Here is a 23,636-nt window from a genome sequence, read left to right on the forward strand (position 1 = left end):
GACTCCAGTCTGACTCCGGCGGTCACTCCAGCAGGCCCCGGTCGTAGGCGATCGCGACCGCCTCCGCCCGGCGGCTCGCGCCGAGCTTGGCCATGATCCGGGACAGGTGCACGCTGACGGTCTTCTCGCTGATGTACAACTCCTCGCCGACCTGCCGGTTCGTCTGCCCCAGCGCCACCAGCCGGAGCACCGACTGCTCGCGCGGGGTGAACAGGTCGACCGTGTCGCGGGGCCCCGACCCGTCCTCGGCCAGCGACAGCCTGGCCCGGCGGGCCAGCTGCGCCAGCGCCTCCTGCAGCGGCTTGGCGCCCAGCTTGACGGCTGTTTTGCTGGCGAGCCGCAACTGGGTCGCTGCCTCGTCACGGCGGTCCGCGCCCAGCAGCGCCTCGGCGTACCGCCACCGCGCCATCGCCTGGTCGTACACCGCTCCGTAGTCGGCTGCCTCGACGACCGCGGCCCACGCGGCCGGGGCACTGGCGCCCTTGAGCCTGGTCAGCTCGGCCTCGGCGCGCACACGCCAGAAACGGCCGTCCGGTCCGAGGCCGCCGCTGCGCGGTATACCGTGCTCAGCGGTCTTCCTCGCGTACTCGGCGAACTGCTCGCCCTTGGCCAGCATCTCGTCGAGCGGCTCCCCCTTGACCTTGGCACGCGCCACGGCGTCGGCAGCGGCCGCCGTGCCCATCGCACCCAGCTTGATCCCGACCATCGGCCACGACACGTCCACCTTCGTCACCCAGTCGAGCACCTCGTCGATGCGCTGGATGGCCAGCTCCGGCTTGCCGCGCCACATCGCCAGCTCGGCACCGGCCTCGCCGCACAGCCACGCGATCTGCAGCTCGCGCCACTCCGACCGCAGACCGGCCAGCGTCCGTTCCGCGTCGGCGAACCGGCCACGGCCGACCGTCATGTGCACGCAGCACGCAGCGATTCGAGCCGAGATCATGCTCGACACCCGGCCGCGTGCCTGCTCGTGCGGCTCGTCGACGGCGTCCCAATCACCCTTGGCGAACTGGGTGAGCATCTGCAGCACCCGCAGCTCCACCCCGAAGTCGCTCCAGGACAGGCCGGTCTGCCGAGCCAGTTCCATCCCGTCGGCGAGCACCGCGGCTGCTTCGTCGAGCAGGCCCTGCTCGTAGCGGTTGAGACCGTGGTAGAACCGGGCTCGCAGGCCGACCGTGACCGCGTCGGCCTCGGTGGCCCGGTCCCTGGCGGACAGCAACAGGTTCTGGCTCTCCGCGATGTCCCCCGCGGCTTCCCGCACGATCGCGAGCGTGGTCAGCGCGTCCGCCTCGGCGCCCGTCGCGCCGACCGCGCGGGCGTCCTCGATCGCCAGCTCGGCCCGTTCACGGGCCATGTCCATCTCACCCGTGGCGCGCAGCATCCGCGCGTACACCGCCAGCACCCAGGCACGCGTCGGGCTCGGCGGCAGGTCCGCGGCTTTCACCCACGCCGCCTCGATGGTCGTGCGGGCCTCGTCCTCGCTGCCGTCGATCGCCATCAACGTCTGGGCGAGCCTGCGGCGCACCTCCGCCTGCAGCGCGTGGTCGCACTGCCGGTCGGCGACCTTCACGGCCGAACGCGCGTACGCGATCGCCCGTTCCGGGTGGCCGGACGTACCCGCGGCCCAGGAAGCCTTCCGCAGCAACGTCAATTCGTCGGAGTCGGCCGGTCGCTCGTCCTCGCCGACGGCGTCCCACAGCCGCAGCGCCTGCTCGAGGTGCCGCAGCGCCTCACCCGGCGCACCCAGCTGCGACGCCTCCTTCGCCGCCCGCACGGACGCGGCCAAAGCGTTCGACAGCGCGTTGCTTTCCATGCTGTGATAGGCGAAAGCAGCCGCGTTCCCGCGTTCGTCCTGCCGCTCCTGCAAGTACCTGGCGTAGGACGCGTGCAGCCGGACGCGTTCACCGGGCAGCAGATCGCCGTACACGGCCTCACGCATCAGTGCGTGCCGGAACGAGTAGTGCACCTGCTCGCCACCGGTCACGAAGATGTGGTGCTGCACGGCTTCGCGCAGCGCTTGCTCCAGCTGGATGTCGTCGAGGTCGCCGACTTCACGCAGCGAGCTGTGCTTCACCGTCCGCCCGGCCACCGAGGCCAGCCGGATCACCTGCTGGGCGGCTTCGCTGAGCCGTTCCACCCTGGACAGCAGGACGTCGGCCAGTGACGACGGCAGGCCGCACTCGTCGTCGGCGAACGCGGCGAGCAGCTCCTCGGCGAAGAACGCGTTGCCCTCGGACTGGTCGGCGACCTTGCGGACCATGTCCGCCTCGATGCCGCCCTCGGCCAGCGCGTCGACGAACTCGCGTGCCGCGGACTTGTCGAACGCCGGCAGCTCCAGCCGCTCCACCGTGGGCAGCCGGACCAGTTCGGCCAGCAACGGCCGCAACGGGTGCCTGCGGTGCAGGTCGTCCGTCCGATAAGTACAGAGCACGAGCAACCGCTGGCCGCGCAGCCTGCTGATCAGGAACGACAGCAGCCCGCGGGTCGAGCTGTCCGCCCAGTGCAGGTCCTCGATCACCAGCAGCACAGTGCTGTTCCCGGCCAGGTCGCCGAGCAGCCCGTGCACGGCGTCGAACAGCCGCAGCTGCCCGATGTCCTGCTCGCGGCGCGGCTGCATGCCCTGCACCTTGCCGAGCGTCGGCGCGAAGTTCGGCACGAACCGCTGCGGTTCGGGCACCTCGCCCTGTACGCCGGACTCCAGCAGGTCCGGCAGCAGCATCCTCAGCGCGGGCCTGGCGAGCGCGTCCTCGTGGCCCGTCGCGCGCAGTTGGGTGAGCGCCTCGGCGAACGGCAGGTACGGCAGGCCGGTCTCGCCCACGTCGACACATCGACCGGACAGCACGAGCGCGCCCTGCTCGGCCGCGACCGTGCTGATCTCCTCGACCATCCTCGTCTTGCCGATGCCGGCGTCCCCAGCGATCAGCACCGCGCCAGCCGTACCCCCAGCGGAACGGCTGAAGGCCGCGCGCAACCGGTCCATCTCCCGGAGGCGCGCGACCAACGGTATTCCTGATCCCAATCTCGGCACGTCAGGCATAGTGACACACCTCAGGCCGCGTGGCGTTCACCATTTCCGTCATCCGGCCGGTGTACTCGAAGCCGCTGCCACCAGCGTGGCTGACGTGCCTCGCGCACCTCACGCAAGTGCCGCCTGGCGTCCAGGTCGCCGCGCCGGTACTCGAGCTCCGCGTTGAGGGCCTCGGGGGTCCACTCCATCTCACTCACCTCTGTGTCTCGCGATTTCGGTGATGATGAGATTCGCGGTAAGGGCCCGGCGCGGACATCAGGTGAACCACCACAGTTACGGGTGTGACCCCTTACCGGTGAGGGTAAGGGGTCACACCTGCTGGGTAAGGGCGCGTAAGGCGCAGCATCTTCCCAGCTCAGCCCCCTGAGTGGGCCGCACCACTCAGCGGGCCGCTAGCAGGCGCCCTGATCGGTCCAGACGGCGTTCGTGCCCGGTTCCTGGCCCTGCGTCCACCACTTGTTGCGCCAGTTGTGGCCCTTGTGCGACACCAGCTGGCTGCTGGCGTAGACCGTGCCCGAGGCCCAGGCCGGTGCGGTGCACGGGCCAGGCGGCGGGTCGGTGGGAGGCGGGCCGCTGCCGCCGCCACCACGCGGGTGGTCGGTGGTCAGCGCGTAGCTCTTGCCGCCGAAGGTCAGCTTGAAGTTGCCGGGGGTGGCGATCGGCAGCTGGTAGACGACGGCGACGTCGACCGACGCGCCCGGTGCGATGCTCTGCCAGCTCGGGACGGTCACCGAGACGTGCTGGAAGTCGCCCTTGAGCCCGCCCGCGTTCGGTCCGCTGTGGCCCTTCTGGGTCACCCGCAGGCCGAACCCGGACTGGTCGGACATGCTGCCCGGCGCGCTCGTGCCGTAGTCGAACTCGAGCACCGCTCCACCGGGGATCGTGGTGGTGGACCGGTTGGTGATCTTCATCTTCGGGTTGATCGGGTAGTTCGAGTCACCGAGCGCGAAGCCGCTGAACGTGACGCCGACGTCCAGCAGGTTCGCCGGGGTGGCGGTGTTGGACTTCGACGCGCCGTACGGTGCCGCGTTGCGCAGGCCGGTGTCGAGCGCGTCGATCAGCGTCGTGCCCATGAAGTACTGGTTCTTGGCCGAGTCGAAGGCGTAGTCACCGGACAGCTCCCAGATCATCACGCCGCCGATGCCCTTGTCCGCCACGTACTTCGCCTTCGCCGCGATGGACGTCTCGTCCTCGGTGGACAGGAAGACCTTCTTCTGCGCGTTCCACAGCCACGGGGCGGTCAGCGTGTTGTTGTAGTTGCGGGCGTAGGTGCCGGTCAGCCGGTCGGTCGGGTCGTTGACCGGGTCGAGACCGTACGCGGCCAGGTAGTCGCCCTGCACGCCGCGTTCGAGGTTCTTGGCGTGCCACATGGGGTTCACGCCGGACGGGACCTCGGCGCCGCCCGCGGTGGAGTCGTGCCAGAGGTTGTCGATCCCGATCGCGCCGTTTCCACAGGGGACGGTCGAGCCGACGCTGGACCCGGTGCCCGGCGGGCACTTCTTCTGGTCGGGCAACGCCGCTGTGCCCCACAAGCCGTTGTTGCCGCCGTTCACGCCCTGCCAGCCACGGGTGTAGAACGGCACACCGATGTTGATCCGGCCGGCGGGCATGGCGCCGCGGAAGTAGTGGTACGCCCAGTCGGTGTTGAGGTACCCGACGCCTTCGTACTGCGCGGCGGTGTAGACCTGCCAGTGCTTGAGTTCGGCGTCGTTGCCGTCGTCGAACAGCGGGGCGTTCGGGCCGACGAAGTGGTTCCACGCGCCGTGCAGGTCGTAGGACATCAGGTTGACGAAGTCGAGGTACTGCGTCACCTGGTAGGTCTCGGCACCGCGCAGCAGCCAGCCGGACGAGGACACCGCGGCGGTCAGCAGGTAGTGCTTGCCGTCGGCGGCGCTCGCGGCGTCCAGTTTGGACCGCAGGGTGCGCATCAGGTTGACGTAGCCGGTCATCTGCTGGCCGCGGGTGGTCTGCGAGATCCAGTAGTCGTCCGGGTTTCCGGCGTAGTTGGCGGACGTGGCGTACTCGTAGTCGATGTCGGCGCCGCTGAACCCGTACTGGCGCAGGAACGCGACCACCGAGTCGGCGAACGTGTCGATCGCGGCCTGGCTCTGCGCCATCTTGTAGAAGCCGCCGGACGCGGTGCGGGTGCCGTCCGGGTTGAGGAAGCCGCCGGTCTCCGCCCAGCCGCCGATCGAGATCAGCGTTTTGACGTCGGGGTGCTGCTTCTTGTACTTCGTCAGCAGGTTGAAGTGGCCCTTGTAGGACAGCGACGGGTCCATCTCCGCGCCGGGCACGCCAGGCCACTCCATGCCTGTCGCGGGGTTGTTGGCGCCCGCGGGACCGACCGAGACCTTGTTGTCCGTGCCGACGTGCGCGAACGCGTAGTTGATGTGGGTGACCTTCGACCACGGGATGTCACCGGCCAGGTAGCGCGGTGAGCCGTCCTTGCCGGTGCGCCAGCTGGTGAAGTAGCCGATCACCCTGCGGGTGTTGCCGTTCGCCAGCTTCTCGCGTCCCGCCGCGTCGTACGCCGTGCAGTACGGGACCGTGACACCGGCTGTGGTGGCCAGCCCGTCGGGTCTGCAGTCGTCCGCGGCCGCGGCTTGCCGATTGTCCACCGCCAACGCGAACAATCCGGCGAGAGCGAATATCAAACCGATCAGGGACAAGCGGAACAATGTCAACTTCGACGTCATCTTCGACCTCCGCCAGGGGCAGGGGTGGCCGACGGCCACGACCTGTCGGAAATGCCTTCGACGTTAAGAGGTCCAGACCCGCCTAGCAATAGGTCTGGACCACTGTTCCGCTATGCAGTGTGACCGGGGCGTCAGCCCTTCGCCGCGGTGAGGAACGTCGCCCAGCCGGTCGCGTCGAACCGGAGCATGCCCGCTTCGGGATTCTTCGAATCACGCACTCTCGCCCCGGAGTGCGCCAACGCGATCTCCACGCAGTCGTTGCCTGCGCCGCTGTGGCTGCTCTTGCGCCACACCGCGCCCGCGTGATCGGAAACAGTCATGGATTTTCTCCCTCTCGTTGACGAGACAACCTTTCGGCCGCCCGAGAGACCAAGTGCACGCTTTCGTCCGGGCTCGCGGCGGACGCTCGCAAATGGTCGAACATCAACGTATACCTTTGGACGTCGGGTTGCTCCTCCAGATAGACGCCACCTGTCGTGGTGTCCACATAGACGACGTCCGGATCCATCTGTTCCGGAAAACCAAGGATGAGGAACGGACCCTCCATAGAGGAGTGCGCGCCCGAGTCGAACGGCACAACCTGGAGCGTCACGTTGGGCAATGTCGACATCTCACACAAACGGAGCAATTGTTTGTGCATCACACCAGGTCCGCCCACTGTCCTGAGCAGCACGGCCTCGTCGACGATCGCCCAGAAGTTCGGCGGATCCGATTCGGTCAGCAAACGCTGGCGTTCCGTCCGGGCGATAACCCGGCGCTCCACTTCGGCCTCGGTCCAGTCCGGCCTGATAGAACGCATCACCGCGCGTGTGTAGTCCTCGGTCTGCAACAGACCGGGTACCAACAATGCCTGGAAGGCGCGCAGTGACGAGGCATCCGATTCCAGTCCGACAAAGGCTCCGGTGAAAACCTCGTTATAGGCGTGCCACCAGCCTTTCTTGCGGGCCTCGCGAGACAGTTGGACGAGCGCCTCCAACCGGTCGGGCGGGACGCCGTAGAGCTCGAGCAGATCGCGCGCGTCACGCGGGGTCACACCGACGTGCCCGGTCTCGATGCGACTGATCTTGGACGCCGAGCACTCGAGCCGGTCACCGACCTCCTCGATCGTCAGCCGCGCGGCTTCCCGCAGTCTGCGCAGTTCGCTGGACAGCCTGCGCCGCCGGACTGTCGGGCTTTGCCCTCGTGCCATCTGCTGCTCCCGGTTGTCACCCGTTCGTGTACTGCAACTTGCAGAATGCGGTTTGCAGCCGCAAGCTACTTCGTACCGCCTGCCAGTAGCAGTCGAGGCTCCGCACGGGACGCAGAGGGACGTGGTGACGAGTGGTCGTGGTGAACAATTCAATTTTCGGCCACCTGGAGTCATCACTGAACGACTACCTCGCCGATCTCACCCGACGAGGGGAGTCCGCGGACCCGGCGACGGCGACGCGAATCGCCAACAGCGAGTTGCCACGCGTGGTCGCCGCGCTGCAGGCGGTGCTCGACGAACACCGTCCGGACGAGCAAGGCCGCTGCCCGAGCTGCCGCAGACGCCTGTTCGGCCGCGCGCCGGCGCCGTGCCGCGCATACCTGGCAGCCCACCTGTGCCTGCTGGTCACCGAGGACGACCAGCCCTACAGCGACACCCCACGGCTCGGCGCGCGCTGAGCCACCAAGACGGACCGGTCGGCAGACCGGTTCGACCGGATCGCACGGTCCCTCCCCCGGCCAACCCCCTTCCCCCGGCCGACCTCCCGTGCCATCCGGTTACCCTCCCCAGCGGGGCCGGGATTTTCGCGCCCCCCGACTGAAACCCGGTCCCGCTGGTCCCCCCTTTCGAATGCATCTGGCGCCCGCGAGGCAGCCGCCAACGCCCCCGACCCATGCCGCGACCGCCATAGGCGTCGCTCGAGGCATCGTCCGCACCGCCCGCGGTGGCCCGGACGGGTGGCGCGGCGATCTTGCAGCCGGGTCTCGGCGCCCGTCTTCTCACCTGCTGTCACCGGCCCGGGTGTGATCAACTCGACCGGATGAACTTTTTGCGCGGCAAGCGATCTGACGTCATCATGGACATCGAGCGGGACGGTACACAAAGGACACCAGTGGCCGTACCCGCCCCAGTGCCGACACAGGTCGTGCCGACACGGAGGTTCGCATGATGGCCGGTTCCAGTCCTCAGCAACGAGCTCAACGGGGCCCCTTCCGCCCCCGCGGTGGTTTCGGGCGCGCACGCCGCGCCCTGGTGGACCAACCGCGGTTAGTGCTGCACGGCTGACCGTCCACCACACGTGACCCCGGGTTGGAAAACCCGGGGTGTTCCCGCCTCCGCAAGGAAAGAAGATGTCACGCGTCGCAACCCTGCTCAGGTACGACCTGCCCGCTTCCTTCGTCGTGTTCCTCATCAGCGTCCCCCTCTCGCTCGGCATCGCCGCCGCCTCCGGCGCACCGCTCATCGCCGGGCTCGTCGCCGCCGTCGTCGGCGGGATCGTCGCCGGTTCGCTTGGCGGCTCGGCGTTCCAGGTGAGCGGGCCGGCCGCGGGCATGACCGTCATCGTCGCCGCGATGGTCGAGAAGTACGGCTGGCCCGCGACCGCCGGGATCACCGTCGCCGCCGGTGTCGTGCAGGTACTGCTCGGGCTCACGAAAGTCGGCAGGCTGACGCTGTCCCTGTCGCCCGCGGTCGTGCACGGCATGCTCGCCGGGATCGGGATCACGATCGTCACCGGGCAGTTCCAGGTCCTGCTCGGCGGCCACGCCGACAGCGACGTACTCGCCAGTATCGCCGGGTTGTTCGGTCAGCCGCCCGTCTGGGGTGCCGTCCTCGTCGGCGTGGTGACCATCGCGCTGATGGTGCTGTGGCCGCGGATTCCGCGCGGCAACGTGCTTCCCGCGCCGCTGGTGGCGGTGGTCGTCGCCACCGGTGTCGAACTGCTGTCCGGGCTCGAGGTCGCCACCGTCCAGCTCCCGGACGACCCGCTCAGCGGCCTCGCGATCCCCGAGGTTCCCGCGGGCGGGGTCTTCGAGATCGGGTTCGCCGTGCTGAGCGTGGCACTCGTGGCCAGCGTCGGTTCGCTGCTGTCCGCCGTCGCCGTGGACAAGATGCACAACGGACCCCGCGCCGACCTCGACCGCGAACTCGTCGGACAGGGCGTGGCGAACACTGTTTCCGGTGCGCTCGGCGGACTGCCCGTCGCCGGTGTGATCGTGCGCAGCTCCACCAACGTCGCCGCGGGTGCGCGGACCCGGTCGTCCGCGGTCCTGCACGGCGTCTGGGTCCTGCTGTTCGTGCTGTTCCTGGCGAACGCGCTCGAAAGCATCCCGATGGCCGCGCTCGCCGGCGTGCTCATCGTGGTCGGCGTCCGCCTTGTCAACGCCGGCCATCTCAAGGACCTCCGATTGCACGGCGAACTCGGCGTCTACGCCGTCACCGTGCTCGGCGTGATCACGTTGGGACTGCTCGAAGGCGTTGCCATCGGTGTCGCCGTCGCCGTCGTCCGGTCGCTGTACCGGCTGGCGCACACCTCCGTGCGCGTACGGCAGGAGCAGGACGAATGGCGTGTCGACGTCGGCGGATCGTTGGTGTTCGTCGGCGTCGGCAAACTAGTCCGCGAACTGCGCCGGATCCCCAGCGGACGGAAGGTCGTGCTGCAGCTGGACATCGACTTCATGGACCACGCGGCGTTCGAGGCGATCGACGACTGGAAGGCCGGTTACGAGGACCGCGGCGGCCAGGTCGAGGTGCTGGACAAGGACACGTGGTACGGCAGGGCCCGTGACGGCGCACCGGGGCGCCGCAAGACGATCCCGTGGGTCGGCCGCTGGACCGACTGGGAGCACAGGACTTTCCGGATGCCCGGACCACGGGACCCGGTACTGGACGGCGCGCTGGAGTTCGAACGCGTGTCGGCCCACCTGGTCCGGCCGTTCCTCGCCGAACTCGCCCGCCAGGGTCAACGCCCGGAGCAGCTGTTCATCACGTGCGCGGACTCGCGCGTGCTGCCGAACCTGATCACGTCGAGCGGGCCGGGCGAGCAGTTCTGCGTCCGCAACATCGGCAACATCGTCCCGGTGTTCATCGACTCGGAATCGTCCGAAGAGGACAGTTCGATCGGCGCGGCGATCGAGTTCGCGGTGGACGTGCTCGACGTGCCGACGATCGTCGTCTGCGGGCATTCGCACTGCGGTGCGATGAAGGCGTTGCTCGGCAACACCGCGCAGCCCGGGACGCGGCTGCACTCGTGGCTGCGCAACGCCCGCACCAGCCTGGCCAGGGTGGACGGCACCGACGACGCCGAGCACCTGGCGGCGGTCAACGTGGTGCAGCAGCTGGACAACCTGCGGACGTACCCGAGTGTCCGCAGGGCCGAGGAGCAGGGACGGCTGCGGCTGGTCGGGATGTACTTCGACCTGACCGAGGCCCGCCTGTACCTGGTCGACCCGGACGACTTCCGCCTCGTCCAGCTAGAACCCCTCACCTGAACCTCGTGAGTGTTTTGGCCGGTTCTAACCGGCCAAAACACTCACGAGGGTTTTCAGGCGTCGATCTCGTTGCGGTCGGCGCCCCACAGCGTGTGGAACGAGCCGTCCTTGTCGACACGGCGGTAGGTGTGCGCTCCGAAGAAGTCGCGCAGGCCCTGGATGAGCGCGGCGGGCAGGCGCTCGGAACGCAGCGCGTCGTAGTACGCCAGCGCGCTGGAGAAACCGGGAACCGGCACACCAGCGGCGACGGCGGTGGTGACCACGCGGCGCCAGGCGTCGACCGCGTTCTCCACAGCGGTCCGGAAGTAGTCGTCCACGAGCAGCGACGGCAGGTCCGGCGTCTTCTCGTACGCCTCACGGATGCGGTTGAGGAACACCGCGCGGATGATGCAGCCGCCGCGCCAGATGGTCGCCATCGCACCGAGGTCGATGTCCCAGTCGTACTGCTCGCTGGCCGCGCGCATCTGGTCGAAGCCCTGTGCGTACGCGACCACCTTGGACGCGTACAGCGCCGAGCGCACGTCGTCGACCAGGTTCTCCGGCACCGGAACCGAGGCGTCCGAAGTGGACGTCAACGCCGAGCGCTGGTCGACGCGGGCCGACAGCGACCGGGCGAACACCGCCTCGGCGATGCCCGTGACCGGAATGCCCAGTTCGAGCGCTTCCTGCACGGTCCAGCGGCCGGTGCCCTTCTGCTCGGCCTGGTCGGTGATGACGTCGACGAACGGCTTGCCCGTCTCGGCGTCGACGTGCCCGAGCACCTCCGCGGTGATCTCGACCAGGTACGACTCCAGGTCACCGGTGTTCCACGTCCGGAACACGTCCGCGATCTGCGCGGGGTCGAGCCCGCCCGCGCGCCGCAGCAGGTCGTAGGACTCCGCGATCAGCTGCATGTCGGCGTACTCGATGCCGTTGTGCACCATCTTCACGAAGTGCCCGGCGCCGTCCGGCCCGACGTGCACGCAGCACGGCTGGCCGTCGACGTTGGCCGCGATGGACTCCAGCACCGGGCCGAGGTGCTTGTAGGACTCGGGGGAACCGCCCGGCATGATGCTCGGGCCGTTCAGCGCGCCTTCCTCGCCGCCGGAGATGCCCGCGCCGACGAAGTGCAGGCCGCGCTCCTTCATCGCCGCCTCGCGCCTGCGGGTGTCGGCGAAGTGCGCGTTGCCGCCGTCGATGATCATGTCGCCGGGTTCCATCAGGTCGGCGAGCTCGTCGATCACGGCGTCGGTCGGGCCGCCCGCCTTGACCATGATGATCACCTGGCGGGGCTTCTGCAGGGACGCGACCAGCTCGGCCGCGGTCTCGGCCGGGACGAACTCGCCCTCGTGGCCGTGCTGCTCGATGAGCGCCTTGGTGCGGGCAAACGAGCGGTTGTGCACCGCCACCTTGAAGCCGTGCCTGGCGAGGTTCCGCGCCAGGTTGCTGCCCATCGTCGCGAGGCCGGTCACCGCGATGCGGGCCGTGCCTTCCGTGCTGTTCGCCATGTTTACCAGCCTGCCGTAAAAGCCCGTTCTAGGCTCGCGGGATATGTATGCGCCACGAGCCTAGTCGCGCACGCGCAGTAGGCCCTCTTGCACGACCGTGGCGACCAAAGTCCCGTCCTGCGCGAAGAATCGGCCTGTCGCGAGGCCGCGACCGCCGGACGCGCTCGGCGACTCGCAGTCGTAGAGCACCCACTCGTCCGCCCGGAACGGACGGTGGAACCACATCGCGTGGTCGAGGCTCGCGCCGATCACCTTGTCCAGCCACCAGTATTTGCCGTGCCGCGCCAGCGGGGCGTCCAGCAGCGTCATGTCCGACGCGTATGCCAGGACGCACACGTGCAGCAACGGGTCGTCCGCCAGTTTGCCGTCGGCGCGCATCCACACCTGGCTACGGCCTTCGCGCGGACCTTTGTCCCGCGAGAGCCACGGCGGTTCGGTGACGTACCGGATGTCGATGGGCCGCGGGATCGCCTTGGTCGGGTCCAGCTTGCCGAACGCCGCCTCGACCTGCTCCATGTACGTCGGCAGCGTTTCCGGGGCGGGCACGTCCGGGATCGCGTCGGCGTGCTCCAGACCCTGCTCCACCAGCTGGAACGACGCGGACAACGAGAAGATCGCCTTGCCGCGCTGGATGGCGACAACACGCCGTGTCGTGAACGAACGGCCGTCACGGATGCGGTCCACTTCGTACACGATCGGCACGCTCGGGTCCCCGGGCCGGATGAAGTACGCGTGCAGCGAATGCACGTGCCGGTCCGACGGGACCGTACGGCCCGCGGCGATCAGCGCCTGCGCGGCGACCTGCCCGCCGAACACCCTGATCGGGCGGTCGGCGGGGCTGACACCGCGGAAGATGTTCTCCTCGATGACTTCGAGGTCGAGCAGCGCGACCAGCTTGTCGAGCACCGGTTGCCCGGACATGCCCGCCTGGCCGGGATCCGCCGCGGCGGCTCGCGCGACCTCTGTCATTTGACGCTCCTATGCGTGGTCTTCTTCCCCCAGCCGGTGTACGCGGATGAGGTTAGTTGACCCGACCGTCCCCGGCGGGGAACCTGCGACGATCACCACTAGGTCACCGGGCTGGTAGCGGCCGATGGACAGCATCGAGATGTCCACCTGGCGGACCATCTGGTCGGTCGAGTCGACCCTCGGGACCAGGAACGTCTCGGTGCCCCACGTCATCGTCAGCTGGCTGCGCACGTCCTGCTCCGGCGTGAAGGCCAGCAGCGGCAGGTGCGTGTGCAACCGGGCGAGCCGGCGCACGGTGTCGCCGGACTGCGTGAACGCGACCAGGGCCTTCGCGTTGAGGCGCTCGCCGATGTCACGGGCCGCGTAGGACAGCACGCCCCGCTTGGTGCGCGGCACGTGCGTCAGGGGCGGCACGGCCGTCGACTCGATCTCGACGGCCTCGACGATCTTGCTCATCGTCTTGACCGACTCGATCGGGTAGCGGCCCACGCTCGTCTCACCGGACAGCATGACCGCGTCGGCACCGTCGAGCACGGCGTTGGCGACGTCGGAGGCCTCGGCGCGGGTCGGCCGGGAGTTGTTGATCATCGAGTCGAGCATCTGGGTGGCCACGATGACCGGCTTGGCGTTCTCACGGGCGATCTGGATGGCCCGTTTCTGCACCAGCGGCACCTGCTCGAGCGGCAGCTCGACACCCAGGTCACCGCGGGCGACCATGATGCCGTCGAACGCCAGCACGATGGCCTCGAGGTTGTCGACGCCCTCCGGCTTCTCCAGCTTGGCGATCACCGGCAGCCTGCCCCGGCCCGCGCGGTCCATCACCTGGTGGACGAGGTCGATGTCGGCGGGCGACCGGACGAACGACAGTGCCACGAAGTCCACGCCGAGCGACAGCGCGAACTCGAGGTCCTCGATGTCCTTCTCGGACATGGCAGGCACGGAGACGTCCATGCCGGGCAGGGAGATGCCCTTGTTGTTGCTGACCGGGCCGCCTTCGACGACCTCGCAGACGACGTCCTGGTTGTCGACCTCCTTGACGACCAGGCCCACCTTGCCGTCGTCGACGAGCAGGCGGTCACCCGCCTTGGCGTCGCGCGCCAGGCCCTCGTACGTGGTGGACACCCGGTCGTGGGTCCCGACGACGTCCTCGACGGTGATCCGGACGATGTCGCCGTTGTTCCACTCGACCGGCCCGTTGGCGAACGTGCCGAGCCGGATCTTCGGTCCTTGGAGGTCAGCCATGATCCCGACGGCGTGCCCCGTCTGGTCGGATGCCGCACGGACCACGTCGTACACCTGCTTGTGGTCGCTGTGGCTGCCGTGGCTGAAATTCATTCTCGCCACGTCCATACCCGCCTCGACCAGTTCGAGGACACGTTCCTGCGTGGCAGTGGCTGGCCCCAGGGTACAGACGATCTTCGCGCGTCGGCTCACGTTCGTGCAGCCTAGCCCCTCCATCTGAACCGATGCGGAACTACTACCCGGTAATTTGGTGAACGGCCGGTCAGAACGCGATTTCCGCCTGCTCGGCGACGGAAAAAGTGTCCCCGCACTCCACGCAGGTGGCCCGCCCGAAGAGATAGCTCAGGGCTATCGCCACATCCGGGTGCCCGTGTGCCAGGGCATCGTCGTACAGCCTGCGGCGCAGGCCGCCGAGGCTCGCGGGATCCGCGGGGACCAGGTCGGTGCGCTCGGTGTCGTCCTCGATGGCGTAGTCGTCGATGGTGGCGAAGTACCCGTGGCTGCCGATCGCGACGAACGACATCGCCGTGCAGTTCGGGCACTCGACCTCGTACTCCTCGTTCGCGAGGGACTTGAGGGGGTCGTTGCCGACGTCGTGGCCCTCGAACGCCAGGATCGACTGCATGAGGTAGAGGTACTCGCCCTTGTCGGTCACCGTGGACCGGTACTGGTCGGCCACTCTCAGCAGGGTGGCGATGTCCTCGGCGTACATGGCGTGCACGTCGCCGGCGTCCGGCGGCCGGTCGGCCGAGCCGACGATGGCGCCCGCGAGAGCCAGTGCCTGTGCCCGTTGCGTGGTGTCGCCGGTGGCCGCGATGCGGGCGAGCCGGTGCAGCGCGGCGAAGCTGGCCGAGTACACCGTGCCCTGGTGGCACAGTGCCGACCAGAGGTCGTCCCAGTCGGCGGACGGCTCGGCCGCCACCTGGTCCAGCCTGTTCTGGATGTCCTCGGCAGTGCCGTATGCGTGGGTGAGCTGCCCCCAGTTGGTCATGGCACGCATCCAACCACCGCTACGGTGTGCGACCAGGTCAATCCGTTCGGGGAACGATCACGGCGCGTTCGGCGGGGCGCCGCGTTCCGCGGGCACGGGCGGCTTCTCCGGCGAGTTGAACTTGACCAGGTAACCCCACGAGCCTTCCCGGTCGGCCAGGCGGGCGTCGGCGTCGTCGCGCGGCTCTCGGATCGTCCAGCCGCGCGGCCAGTTCGTCAGGCTGCGGTCGACGTCCACACGCACCCTGCCGCCGTCCAGCATCGCCGTGGTGGCGAACCACGCCTCGGTGAAGTCGACGTTGCCGCCGAACCGCGCGGCGCGCAGGTCCGCGTTGCGGGTGAAGTACGCGCTGCGGAAGCTGCAGTGCGCGGCGAAGTACGCGCCCAGCGCCTCTACGTGCGCACCGAACCGGACGCCGTTGAACGCCGCGTCCTTGGAGAACGTCGATCCGCTGAAGTCGGCCTCCGCGGCGAACCACGCACCGGCGAACTCGCAGCGCCCGACGAACATCACCGTGCGGAACGAGCCGAGCGCGCTGAACGCCGCCTGGGAGAAGTCGACCATGCCCGCGAAGACGGTCTTGGTGAACTGCGCTTCACCGTTGACCTTCATCCCGTTGAAGTCGGCGTCGCCGGCGAAGCCCGCGCCGGTGAAGTCGACACCGCTGGCGAACCACGCGGTCTGGAAGTCGGCGCGGCGGCTGACGAACCGGGCGTTGAGGAACCGGACCGGTCCGGAGAACTGGCTGCCGACGAAGGAGATGTCACCGGCGAAGTGCGCGCGGTCGAACGTGGCCAGCCGCGCACGGCAGTTGTCCAGCCGGAAGTCGATCAGGGTGGCACCGGACAGGTCGATGTCGACGTCCGGCCAGAACAGCTCCTCGTCGGCCGGGCGCATGTGCGCGGCGATGATCCGCTGCGCGGCCACGCGGACACCGCGCTCGGCCACGTCGCCCACCACGTCGTTGGTTTGTTCGGGAGGCGCGTACGGCATCCGCAGGTAGGAACAGATCACGTTGACCACTGTCTGCCGGTAGCGCGCGTCGACCTGCGCGAGCCGCTCCAGCCCGTACAGGCCCGCGAGGCGCACCGGGGCTTTCTCCGAGCCGAGTTGGTCAGCCGCACGGGCGTACGCGTCGGAACCTCGGCGTTCGACCACGTCGAACTCGTGGGCGGCGGCGGACCTCGACAGGCGCCAGACGTGCCATGCGGCGATCATCAGCGCGACCGCGAACCCGGCCAGCAGGCCGAGACCCACCGCCGTGCTCACCGACTCCAGCGCCGGGCTCCCGGTCAGCAGGAAGATCAGGACTGCGATCGCGGCAAGGCCGAACACGGGTGCGACGACCACGGCCGCCACTCGCCACCAGGACCACGGGGTGCGTTCCATGCAGGTGATGGTGTCTCAACCGTCCCGGCTTCACCACATCGGGTGCGCAATCAGGCCGACCGGACGCTGACCCCGACGTGGTCCCTGGCCCACTCGTTGAGCGGCCGCAGCTCGCGCCATGCCTTGCGCACGCGCGTGAAGCACTCGCGTTCGTGCAGGAAATCGGCGGGTTCCCAGGTTCGTGCGGCGTACAGGGACTTGTGTTTGAGCAACTCGATCCGGGGGTGATCCACGTCATAGCCCTTGGGCTTGGTCTTCAGCCGCTCACCGAGGATCTCCCAGCCCGACCGGCGAAGCTTGTTCACCATCTGTTCGAACGCGGGACCGTGCACCTCTTCGCCGACCGCCGCGCGGAACCGGGCGATCTGGTCGGACTCGAGGTGGAAGCAGCCGCCGCCGACCCGCAACCCGGCCGGGCTGATCTCCACGTAGTACGCCCCACCGCCGCGTCCCTGCTCGATCACGCCGCCGCAGTGGGTCTTGTACGGCGTCTTGTCCTTGGCGAACCGCACATCCCGGTAGGGCCGGAACACCTTGGCCGTCCCGAAGTCGGTGGCGAACTCACCGGACAGCTCGGCGAGCAACGCCTGCATCGGCGCTTTCACGTCGGTGTCGTAGACGTCGCGGTTGTCGTCCCAGAACGCCTTGGAGTTGTCGGCAACCAGACCGTCGTAGAAGTCGATGGCGTGCTCGCCGAATCCGGAGAACTTCACTCAGCCGAGAGTAGTTCGGTCATGATCGGGGCGACGACAGGCCCTGTGCGTCCCGCCACATCGGGTACATCCGCGAGCGGGGCTCCGGGCCGAACGGACGGCCGGTGAACTCGAAGCCGTACCGTTTGTAGAGGCTGGCGCTGAGCCACGACGTCGCTTCCAGGTACGCGGGTGTGCCACGGGTGTCGAGGTCGGCGAGGTCGTGGGCGAGCAGTTCGCCGCCGATGCCCATGCGGTGGCGATCCGGGCGGACCGCGATGAGTTGCAGGTGCATGTGGTCGCCCCGGTCCGGACCGTTGCCCGCCATCAGGGCGGCCAGCTGCTCGAACCGACCGGCTTCCTCGTCGGTGATCATCCCGAAGCGGGTCAGGAAGTCCTCGTCTTCGCCGCTGGGCAGCCAGACTGTCGTGGCGAGCCCGTCGTGGCGCAACGAGACCCGTCCGCCGGACTCGATGGCCAGAGCGGCGAACTCACCGAGGAAGGCCGGTTGCACCTCCCTGCGGCGGGTGGCGTCCGGGAACAGCCATGTGCTGATCGGGTCGTCCTGGAACCCTTCGGCCAGCAGGACCGACACCTCGGGCAGGTCCGCGGTCGTCGCGGTCTTCACCGTCACCGGTTACCCCCTGTGGTACCTATCCCGCCCACGTTCGCGTACACGGCGGGCTTGCCGGAGCGCAACACCAGGCTACGCACGAATCCGGCGACCGCGGCGAGCAGCAGCAGGCCGGGCAGGACCCACCGCAACGGGGAATCCTCGCTGGTGCCAACGACAACGTGGAAGTTCACGATGATCAGCACGAGCACGACGGCGAGCAGGACGGCCGCGAGCGCGGGCGCGATCACCCGCTGCCAGAGGGTTTCCGGTCCGCGCCTGCCGCGGAAGAACACGATCACCGAGACCGACACCATGGTCATGATCAGCACGACGCCGGTCGACGCGGTCGCACCGAGCCACGTGAACAGCTCGAAGATCGGTTCCCGCCCGGTGATGGCGAACCCGGCGACCACGAGGAGCGCGACGACCGACTGGGTCAGCGAGCCGGCGACGGGTGCGCCGTTGCGCCTGTTGGTCCGGCCGAGCCCGTCCGGCAGCACGCCTTCCCTGCCCAGCGCGAAGAAGTACCGCGCCACCGCGTTGTGGAAGCTGAGCAGCGAAGCGAACTGGCTGGTCAGGAACAGCACGTAGGCGATGTCGGTGACCGTCGAACCCAGGTGCCGGCCGCTGATGCCGAAGAACACGCCCGGCCCGTTCTGCTGTGACAGCGCCACGACCTCCGACGGCCCGACGCCGACCGCCATCGCCAGCGAGGACACCGTGTACAGCACCGCCGTCAGTCCAATCGCGACATACGTGGCCCGCGCGACCGTGCGCGCCGGGTCCCGGCATTCCTCGCCGTACGTCGCCGCGCCCTCGAAGCCGGTGAACACCGCGACCGACAGGGCGAAGACCGCGCCGACCCCGGTCACGAACAGGTTCGACGGGTCGAGCGGTGCCAGCGCGTCGCCGCTGGGCGCCGGATTGGCCAGGCCCACCGCGTCGATCACGACGATCGTCAGGCACTCCAGGCCGAGCACCACGCCGAGGACTTTGGCGTTGAGGTCCACGCGCAGCACGCCGAGCACGCCGACCACCGCGAGGACCACCAGCGCCCACAACCACCACGGTGTCTCGATTCCGGCTTTCTGCCGCAGGAAGTCCGCCACCGACCAGCCGAACAGGCCGTACACCCCGATCTGGATGCAGTTGTACGCCAGCACTGCGACGAACGACACCGCGATCCCAGCCGGTTTGCCGATCCCGTTGGCGACGTACGGGTAGAACGCGCCGGCGTTGGTGATGTGCCTGCTCATCACGCCGTAACCGACCGCGAACAACGCGAGAACGGGCGCCAGCAGCACGAACGACAGCGGTACGGCGACGATCCCGGTGACCGCGTACGTGGTGGAGATCCCGCCCGCGATGGCGTAGAGCGGACCGGAAGCCGCGACGACGAAGAAGACGATCTGCGCGACACCCAGTCTCGGTTTGGCGAGTCCGCGCGTGAAGCTCGATGTTGACGCCCCCATGATTCGGTTGTCCTCCCGCGGGATCACCACTCGGCACCATTGGACTCGACCGGGCGGAAGTATAGGATCGCGCCGGACGGTTATCCATGGTTCGACCACTTTTCTCGGTACGGCGCAATCGGGAGTCAAAGGTGCGGCTGGGTGACCTCTCACTGTGCGAGGCCCTGTTCTTCCTCGGCCACGACCCGTTCACCGGCCGGGCGAGGATTCGCCGCGACGTCCTTGACATCGGCCTTTCCGCCGCCGCGCTGGCGGATTTGTTGTTCGACGAAAGGATCACGCTGCATCACGGCACAGTCGTGTTGATCAGCCGCTTCGCCACCGGCGAGCCGATCGCCGACCGGGCGCTGGCGCGGATCATGGCCGAACAGGCACCGCACGGCGTGCGGGACTGGGTCGAGCACATCGCCGAAACGATCTACGACACCGTCGTGGAAACTCTCACAGTCCGGGAACTGGTGACCGCGAAGGAGAAACGCGGTATCTTCCGCCATTCCCTGCATTACCAGCCCGCTGATCTGCGCATCGCGTCCACGCCACGCGCAGCGATCAGAACGGCCATGATCGAAAACAACCGGTGTACACCGGCGGTCGCCACACTCGCGTCGATCGCGTGGAGTGTCGGCGTCGACGACTTCGGTGAGCCCGAAATGTCACGAAAGCACAGTGCGGGCTGGGTCGATCGCGTGAAGAACGCGCTCACGCACCCGTTCGGTGGCCTGGTCTCGGGAACCGATGCCGCGGTCGCCGCGAAGGTGTACGGCGGCGGCCGCGGCTAGTGGCCCGTCTCGGCCTGACAAAGCGTGGATGAGGACGGCGGCTCGGCAGACGATCGCGTGTTTGTCGTAGCGGGTGGCGAGTCCGCACCATCGCTTCGTTGGACAGAACCGGCGATCGATCACATTGCGGTTCTTGTGATCGTGGGCGTCGAGTCCGACGAGCCTGCCGCGGCGTTCGTCGTTCGACCCATCCCCCAGCGGGGCGGATCGTGTTCGTCGCATGCTGATGCGCGCGAGCGATCGTCGAGTCCACCGACAGCCACCAATCGATCAGCCCTCCGCGTCCGCCTGCGCGGTGAGCGTCGCCAGCACCTGCGGGTCAGGCCCGCTTGCGGCTCGCGATCTCGTCAGAGAGCTGCTGCACGTGGGCGGGGTCCGCGTCCCGGGCAAGGGCGACGTAGTGGTCCATGACCGCCGGCCGGTAGCGCACGGGCAACGCCTGTCCTGAGGCGAGCCGGGTGAGCTCGGTGATCGTGAGGTCTTCGTCCGCGACACCGCGGAACGAGATGCCGTCGGCGGTCTCCACGTCGAACATCAGGACCACGCGTGGACTGCCGTCGCTGCTGACCTCCCGCCAGTCGACGAGAACGCCGAGCGCGAGCGCCCCCGTACGCAGTTCCGCATTGCGCTTCCGCGCATCACTGCTCAGGAGCGGGTTCGGGGCGATGCCAGGGAAGTCGGGCCCGACGCCGAGCGATTCCCGGCTCAGGTCGGGCCTGAGCCGCGCCATCAGATCGTCGAGCTTCTTCTTCCTCTTCTTCGAACCGAACATCCTGTCCCCTCCCGCACACCGGCGTCGGAATCCCGGCCTGGCGCTTCGCCCTCACCACGATTGTACGTCGCGGTCAACCTTTGCCGGACACCCCTTGGTCTACTGTGGACATCGCGACCAGCGCATCGGCGCGCAGGGCCTTGAGCCTGCGCCGGTCACGGGACACAAAGACGGCGTTGGTGAGCACGACCATGAACCGATCGGAGTCTGGCGAGAGGTACAGGCTCGTACCGGTGAAGCCGTGGTGGTAGGCAGTTCCGCTCTCCGGCACCACGATCCAGCCGAGCCCCCGCCTTGTCCCGTCCTGCGACGCGTACACCCGGAAGCTGTCGTGCACATACCTGCCCAGGGGTGAATCCTCCTGCCGGGCGCCGAGAATCCCGCGTGCGAAGCGGACCATGTCGGCCGCGGTCGAGAAAACCCCGGCGTGCCCGGCCACACCACCCATCAGCGCGGCGCTCTCGTCGTGCACCACGCCCCAGGTCGGCCGGGTGCCGATCAGTCGTCGCTCGGTCGGCGCGACGTGTTCGTCCGCGGGCAACGGCCCGTACGAAGTCGAGTGCATCTGCCATGGGCGCCAGATCCGTTCCGCGGCAAGCACGTCCAGGTTCTGCCCGGTGACGCGTTCGAGCACGAGGCCGAGCAGGATGAACCCGCGGTTGATGTAGCGCATCCGTTGGCCCGGCTGGGTTTCCAGCTCCTCGCGGAGAATGTGCTCGACCAGTGGCACACCGCTGGCCAGGTACTCGTCGAACCGGGTGGCCGAGCGCAGGCCCGTGGTGTGGCCGAGCATCTGCCGGACCGTCAGCCCCGAGGCCGGGTGCGTCGACGGGCCGAGGTACGTGCTCACCGGCTTGTCCAGCTCCAGATCACCGTCGGCGACCGAGAACCCGGCGAGCAGCCACGTCATGGTCTTCGTCAGCGAGGCGATGTCGTAGCGGGTATCAGCCGTGGGCGTCACCTCGGCGAAGCCCGGTGCGACCACGCCGCGCGCCAGCGACCGGGTCTCCACGGCGTCCCCCGTGACGGCCACCGCGCCGGGCGCGCCACCGGCGTCGAGGAATCGTGTGACGGCGTTGTCCAGGTGCTCGGCAGCCGCGTCGATCCAGTCAGTGCGTTCCGGCATGACACCCACTATCCCGATCTGCGATAACTTGAGCACCATGGGGCAGATCACCACAGTGTTGCTGGACGTCGGCGGCATCCTGTTGCTTCCCACGACCTCGGTCTGGCAGGCAGCGGTCGCACACGCCGGAATCGAACCCACCGGTGAACAGCTGCGCCGCGCGCACTACGCGGCGACGGCGGCGATGGACGCGTCCGGTGACGTGGACCTCGATCTCTACCGGCGGGTGGTGGCACAGCGGTGTGGCGTGACGGACGAGTTCACCGCGCAGGTCCTCGCGGAACTCGACGAGCACTTCACCGGTGAGGCGTGGCTGCAGCGGGCGCCGCAGGCCAAGGAGGGCATCGAACGGCTGCTCGCAGCCGGTTACCGCGTCGGGATCGTGTCCAACTCGGTGGGAACCGTGGCCGAGATGCTCGTGACAGCGGGTGTCTGCCAGGCCGGCGCCGGTGACCTCGTCCCGGTCGAGGTGGTGATCGACTCGGCGGTCGTCGGTGTCCGCAAACCGGATCCGGCCATCTTCGGCTTCGCGTTGGACCACATGGGCGTCACGGCCGCGGAAACCGCGTACCTCGGTGACACCGCCAGGGCCGATGTGGACGGTGCACGGCTGGCCGGGCTGCGCCCGATCCACTTCGACCCGTACGGTGACTGCCCCGACCCGGCGGGCGACCACGAGCACCTTCAGCGGTTCGACCGGCTCTCCGAACTGCTCACGGGCTGAGCACCGGCGGCCGGGCGGACGAGCGCCAGCACGACCACCAGCGCGATCGAGATCCCGAACACCGGCCAGTTCGTGCCGTGCCAGCCGAGCATGACGAACACCGAACTCGCGGTCAGCGACGCGGCCACGCCGGTCACCTGCGCCGAGCCCTCGGCGACGGCCTGGATCCGGCCGCCTCGGCCTGGCGGGTAACTGCGCACGAGCAGCGTCGTGCCCGCCAGGTACAGGAAGTTCCACCCGACGCCGTTGAGCGCCAGTGCGATCACGAAGTTCGCCGGGCTCGCACCGGCCAGCCCGACGAGCGCGGCGACGGTGAAGAGGCCGGCGCCGATCATCCCGGTCAGTCGCGGCCCGATCCTCGACAGCACGTGGCCGCTGACGATCGCGGGCGCGAACATGCCGACCAGATGCCATTGGATGACGGCCGCGCCGACACTCTCCGAGTGGCCCGCCTGGTGGTTGGCCAGCGGGCCGACCGCCATGATCATCGTCATCAGCCCGCCGGAAGCGGCCAGCGACACCAGTCCCGTGTAGAACTCGCGCGATCCCCTGACCGTCGACAACGGGGCCGGTTCCAGCTTGTCGACCTCGTCCTTCGGGCGGACACTGCCCGCACGCAGCAACAACATCAGCGGGATGTTGCCGAGCGCGAACACCGCGACCATCAGGTAGGCACCGGCGTACCGGACACCGAAGAAGTCCGAACTCACCGTCGCGACGAAAGGCCCGGCGAACGCGGCGACCAGCCCGCCGTACAGCACGTACGACAGCGCGCGTTCCCGTTTCCCGTCCGGCGCACGATCCGCTGCCATGTAACGGATGTAACCGCCGGTCGACCGGTACGCGCCGACAAGGCCCGTACCGCAGCACAACAGGACGAACGAGTTGTGCGTGACAGCGAACACCGACAACGCGCCACCGACCGCGGCTGTCGACGCGCCGAGGACCATCACAGCGACGTAGCCGATCCGGCTCGCCAGCAAACCCGTGCCGACCGAGCACAACGTCCCCACGATCGTGATCGCCGCGAGCGGCAGCGTGGCCAGCGCCGGGGTCGGCGCGAGCGCCAGACCCACGATCGCGGTGAGCGTCAGGTCGATGCTCACACCCATGAAGTAGAACGCCTGGCAGGTCGCCAGAATCCACGTCGACCTGCCGACGCCCGCTCCCAGTGACTGCCCGATCCCCCGCACTC

General features: G+C 68.6%; 20 protein-coding genes. 4 read left to right on the top strand and 16 right to left on the bottom strand.

The features are described from left to right. Positions 1 to 22: 22 nt before the first annotated feature. The 5 genes from AOZ06_RS43185 to AOZ06_RS43200 all read right to left on the bottom strand — a co-directional run bounded on the left by AOZ06_RS43185 (position 23) and on the right by AOZ06_RS43200 (position 6,913). Positions 23 to 3,001: a helix-turn-helix transcriptional regulator gene (locus AOZ06_RS43185; RefSeq protein WP_335338330.1), complete on the bottom strand. Its 2,979-nt coding sequence runs from the start codon at positions 2,999 to 3,001 to the stop codon at positions 23 to 25. A 47-nt stretch (positions 3,002 to 3,048) separates the two neighbouring features. Next, complete coding sequence (locus AOZ06_RS57375) at positions 3,049 to 3,216, bottom strand: hypothetical protein (RefSeq protein ID WP_157233564.1); 168 nt, start codon at positions 3,214 to 3,216, stop codon at positions 3,049 to 3,051. A 204-nt stretch (positions 3,217 to 3,420) separates the two neighbouring features. Then, a complete protein-coding gene (locus AOZ06_RS43190; protein WP_054294655.1) occupies positions 3,421 to 5,724 on the bottom strand; it encodes a chitinase C-terminal domain-containing protein in 2,304 nt (767 codons plus the stop codon). Between the two features lie 131 nt (positions 5,725 to 5,855). Further along, positions 5,856 to 6,044, bottom strand: a complete 189-nt coding sequence (locus AOZ06_RS43195) for a DUF397 domain-containing protein (RefSeq protein ID WP_054294656.1) — start codon at positions 6,042 to 6,044, stop codon at positions 5,856 to 5,858. Further along, the gene (locus tag AOZ06_RS43200) at positions 6,041 to 6,913 is read right to left on the bottom strand and encodes a helix-turn-helix domain-containing protein (RefSeq protein WP_054294657.1); all 873 of its coding nucleotides are present in this window, start codon (positions 6,911 to 6,913) and stop codon (positions 6,041 to 6,043) included. Before AOZ06_RS43200 ends, AOZ06_RS43195 begins: the two co-directional genes overlap by 4 nt. A gap of 140 nt (positions 6,914 to 7,053) precedes the next feature. Between AOZ06_RS43200 and AOZ06_RS43205 the strand changes: the two genes are divergently transcribed. Both AOZ06_RS43205 and AOZ06_RS43210 read left to right on the top strand, forming a co-directional pair. Beyond that, positions 7,054 to 7,371 carry a hypothetical protein gene (locus AOZ06_RS43205; protein ID WP_063810569.1) on the top strand — a complete coding sequence of 106 codons (318 nt, stop codon included), beginning with the start codon at positions 7,054 to 7,056 and terminating at the stop codon, positions 7,369 to 7,371. 672 nt (positions 7,372 to 8,043) lie between these two features. Beyond that, positions 8,044 to 10,182: a solute carrier family 23 protein gene (locus tag AOZ06_RS43210; RefSeq protein WP_054294659.1), complete on the top strand. Its 2,139-nt coding sequence runs from the start codon at positions 8,044 to 8,046 to the stop codon at positions 10,180 to 10,182. Positions 10,183 to 10,235: 53 nt separating this feature from the next. On the opposite strand, the gene gndA is transcribed toward AOZ06_RS43210, so the two are convergent. From gndA to AOZ06_RS43250, 8 genes are all read right to left on the bottom strand, one after another. Next, positions 10,236 to 11,669, bottom strand: coding sequence for an NADP-dependent phosphogluconate dehydrogenase (gndA, locus tag AOZ06_RS43215; protein ID WP_054294660.1), 1,434 nt, complete (start codon positions 11,667 to 11,669; stop codon positions 10,236 to 10,238). A gap of 60 nt (positions 11,670 to 11,729) precedes the next feature. Continuing rightward, positions 11,730 to 12,638 (bottom strand): acyl-CoA thioesterase II, encoded by a 909-nt coding sequence (gene tesB / locus AOZ06_RS43220; protein ID WP_054294661.1) that lies wholly within the window; start codon positions 12,636 to 12,638, stop codon positions 11,730 to 11,732. A 9-nt stretch (positions 12,639 to 12,647) separates the two neighbouring features. Beyond that, positions 12,648 to 14,072: a pyruvate kinase gene (gene pyk / locus AOZ06_RS43225; protein ID WP_054294662.1), complete on the bottom strand. Its 1,425-nt coding sequence runs from the start codon at positions 14,070 to 14,072 to the stop codon at positions 12,648 to 12,650. Between the two features lie 70 nt (positions 14,073 to 14,142). Continuing rightward, positions 14,143 to 14,871, bottom strand: a complete 729-nt coding sequence (locus tag AOZ06_RS43230; RefSeq protein WP_054294663.1) for a hypothetical protein — start codon at positions 14,869 to 14,871, stop codon at positions 14,143 to 14,145. A 57-nt stretch (positions 14,872 to 14,928) separates the two neighbouring features. Further along, positions 14,929 to 16,260: a pentapeptide repeat-containing protein gene (locus AOZ06_RS43235; protein ID WP_054294664.1), complete on the bottom strand. Its 1,332-nt coding sequence runs from the start codon at positions 16,258 to 16,260 to the stop codon at positions 14,929 to 14,931. 50 nt (positions 16,261 to 16,310) lie between these two features. Next, a complete protein-coding gene (locus tag AOZ06_RS43240; RefSeq protein WP_054294665.1) occupies positions 16,311 to 16,973 on the bottom strand; it encodes a DUF2461 domain-containing protein in 663 nt (220 codons plus the stop codon). Between the two features lie 19 nt (positions 16,974 to 16,992). Further along, positions 16,993 to 17,586: a GNAT family N-acetyltransferase gene (locus AOZ06_RS43245; protein ID WP_054294666.1), complete on the bottom strand. Its 594-nt coding sequence runs from the start codon at positions 17,584 to 17,586 to the stop codon at positions 16,993 to 16,995. Then, positions 17,583 to 19,040: an APC family permease gene (locus AOZ06_RS43250; RefSeq protein ID WP_054297348.1), complete on the bottom strand. Its 1,458-nt coding sequence runs from the start codon at positions 19,038 to 19,040 to the stop codon at positions 17,583 to 17,585. The genes AOZ06_RS43245 and AOZ06_RS43250 overlap by 4 nt, the downstream gene beginning before the upstream one ends. Positions 19,041 to 19,171: 131 nt before the next feature. Between AOZ06_RS43250 and AOZ06_RS43255 the strand changes: the two genes are divergently transcribed. Beyond that, entirely contained in the window at positions 19,172 to 19,819 is a 648-nt protein-coding gene (locus AOZ06_RS43255; protein ID WP_054294667.1) for a GOLPH3/VPS74 family protein, read from the top strand. Between the two features lie 319 nt (positions 19,820 to 20,138). Here the strand turns inward: AOZ06_RS43255 and AOZ06_RS43260 are convergent, their stop codons facing one another. Then, the gene (locus AOZ06_RS43260) at positions 20,139 to 20,591 is read right to left on the bottom strand and encodes a hypothetical protein (protein WP_054294668.1); all 453 of its coding nucleotides are present in this window, start codon (positions 20,589 to 20,591) and stop codon (positions 20,139 to 20,141) included. Positions 20,592 to 20,664: 73 nt separating this feature from the next. Then, entirely contained in the window at positions 20,665 to 21,717 is a 1,053-nt protein-coding gene (locus AOZ06_RS43265; protein ID WP_063810570.1) for a serine hydrolase domain-containing protein, read from the bottom strand. Between the two features lie 37 nt (positions 21,718 to 21,754). On the opposite strand from AOZ06_RS43265, the gene AOZ06_RS43270 reads away from it, so the two are divergent. Beyond that, positions 21,755 to 22,441, top strand: coding sequence for an HAD family hydrolase (locus AOZ06_RS43270; RefSeq protein ID WP_054294670.1), 687 nt, complete (start codon positions 21,755 to 21,757; stop codon positions 22,439 to 22,441). Here the strand turns inward: AOZ06_RS43270 and AOZ06_RS43275 are convergent. Continuing rightward, positions 22,402 to 23,634 (bottom strand): MFS transporter, encoded by a 1,233-nt coding sequence (locus AOZ06_RS43275; protein ID WP_054294671.1) that lies wholly within the window; start codon positions 23,632 to 23,634, stop codon positions 22,402 to 22,404. The two genes, AOZ06_RS43270 and AOZ06_RS43275, sit on opposite strands and share 40 nt — an antisense overlap. Between the last annotated feature and the right edge of the window lie 2 nt (positions 23,635 to 23,636).

The organism is Kibdelosporangium phytohabitans (assembly GCF_001302585.1).
Classification (GTDB): domain Bacteria; phylum Actinomycetota; class Actinomycetes; order Mycobacteriales; family Pseudonocardiaceae; genus Kibdelosporangium; species Kibdelosporangium phytohabitans.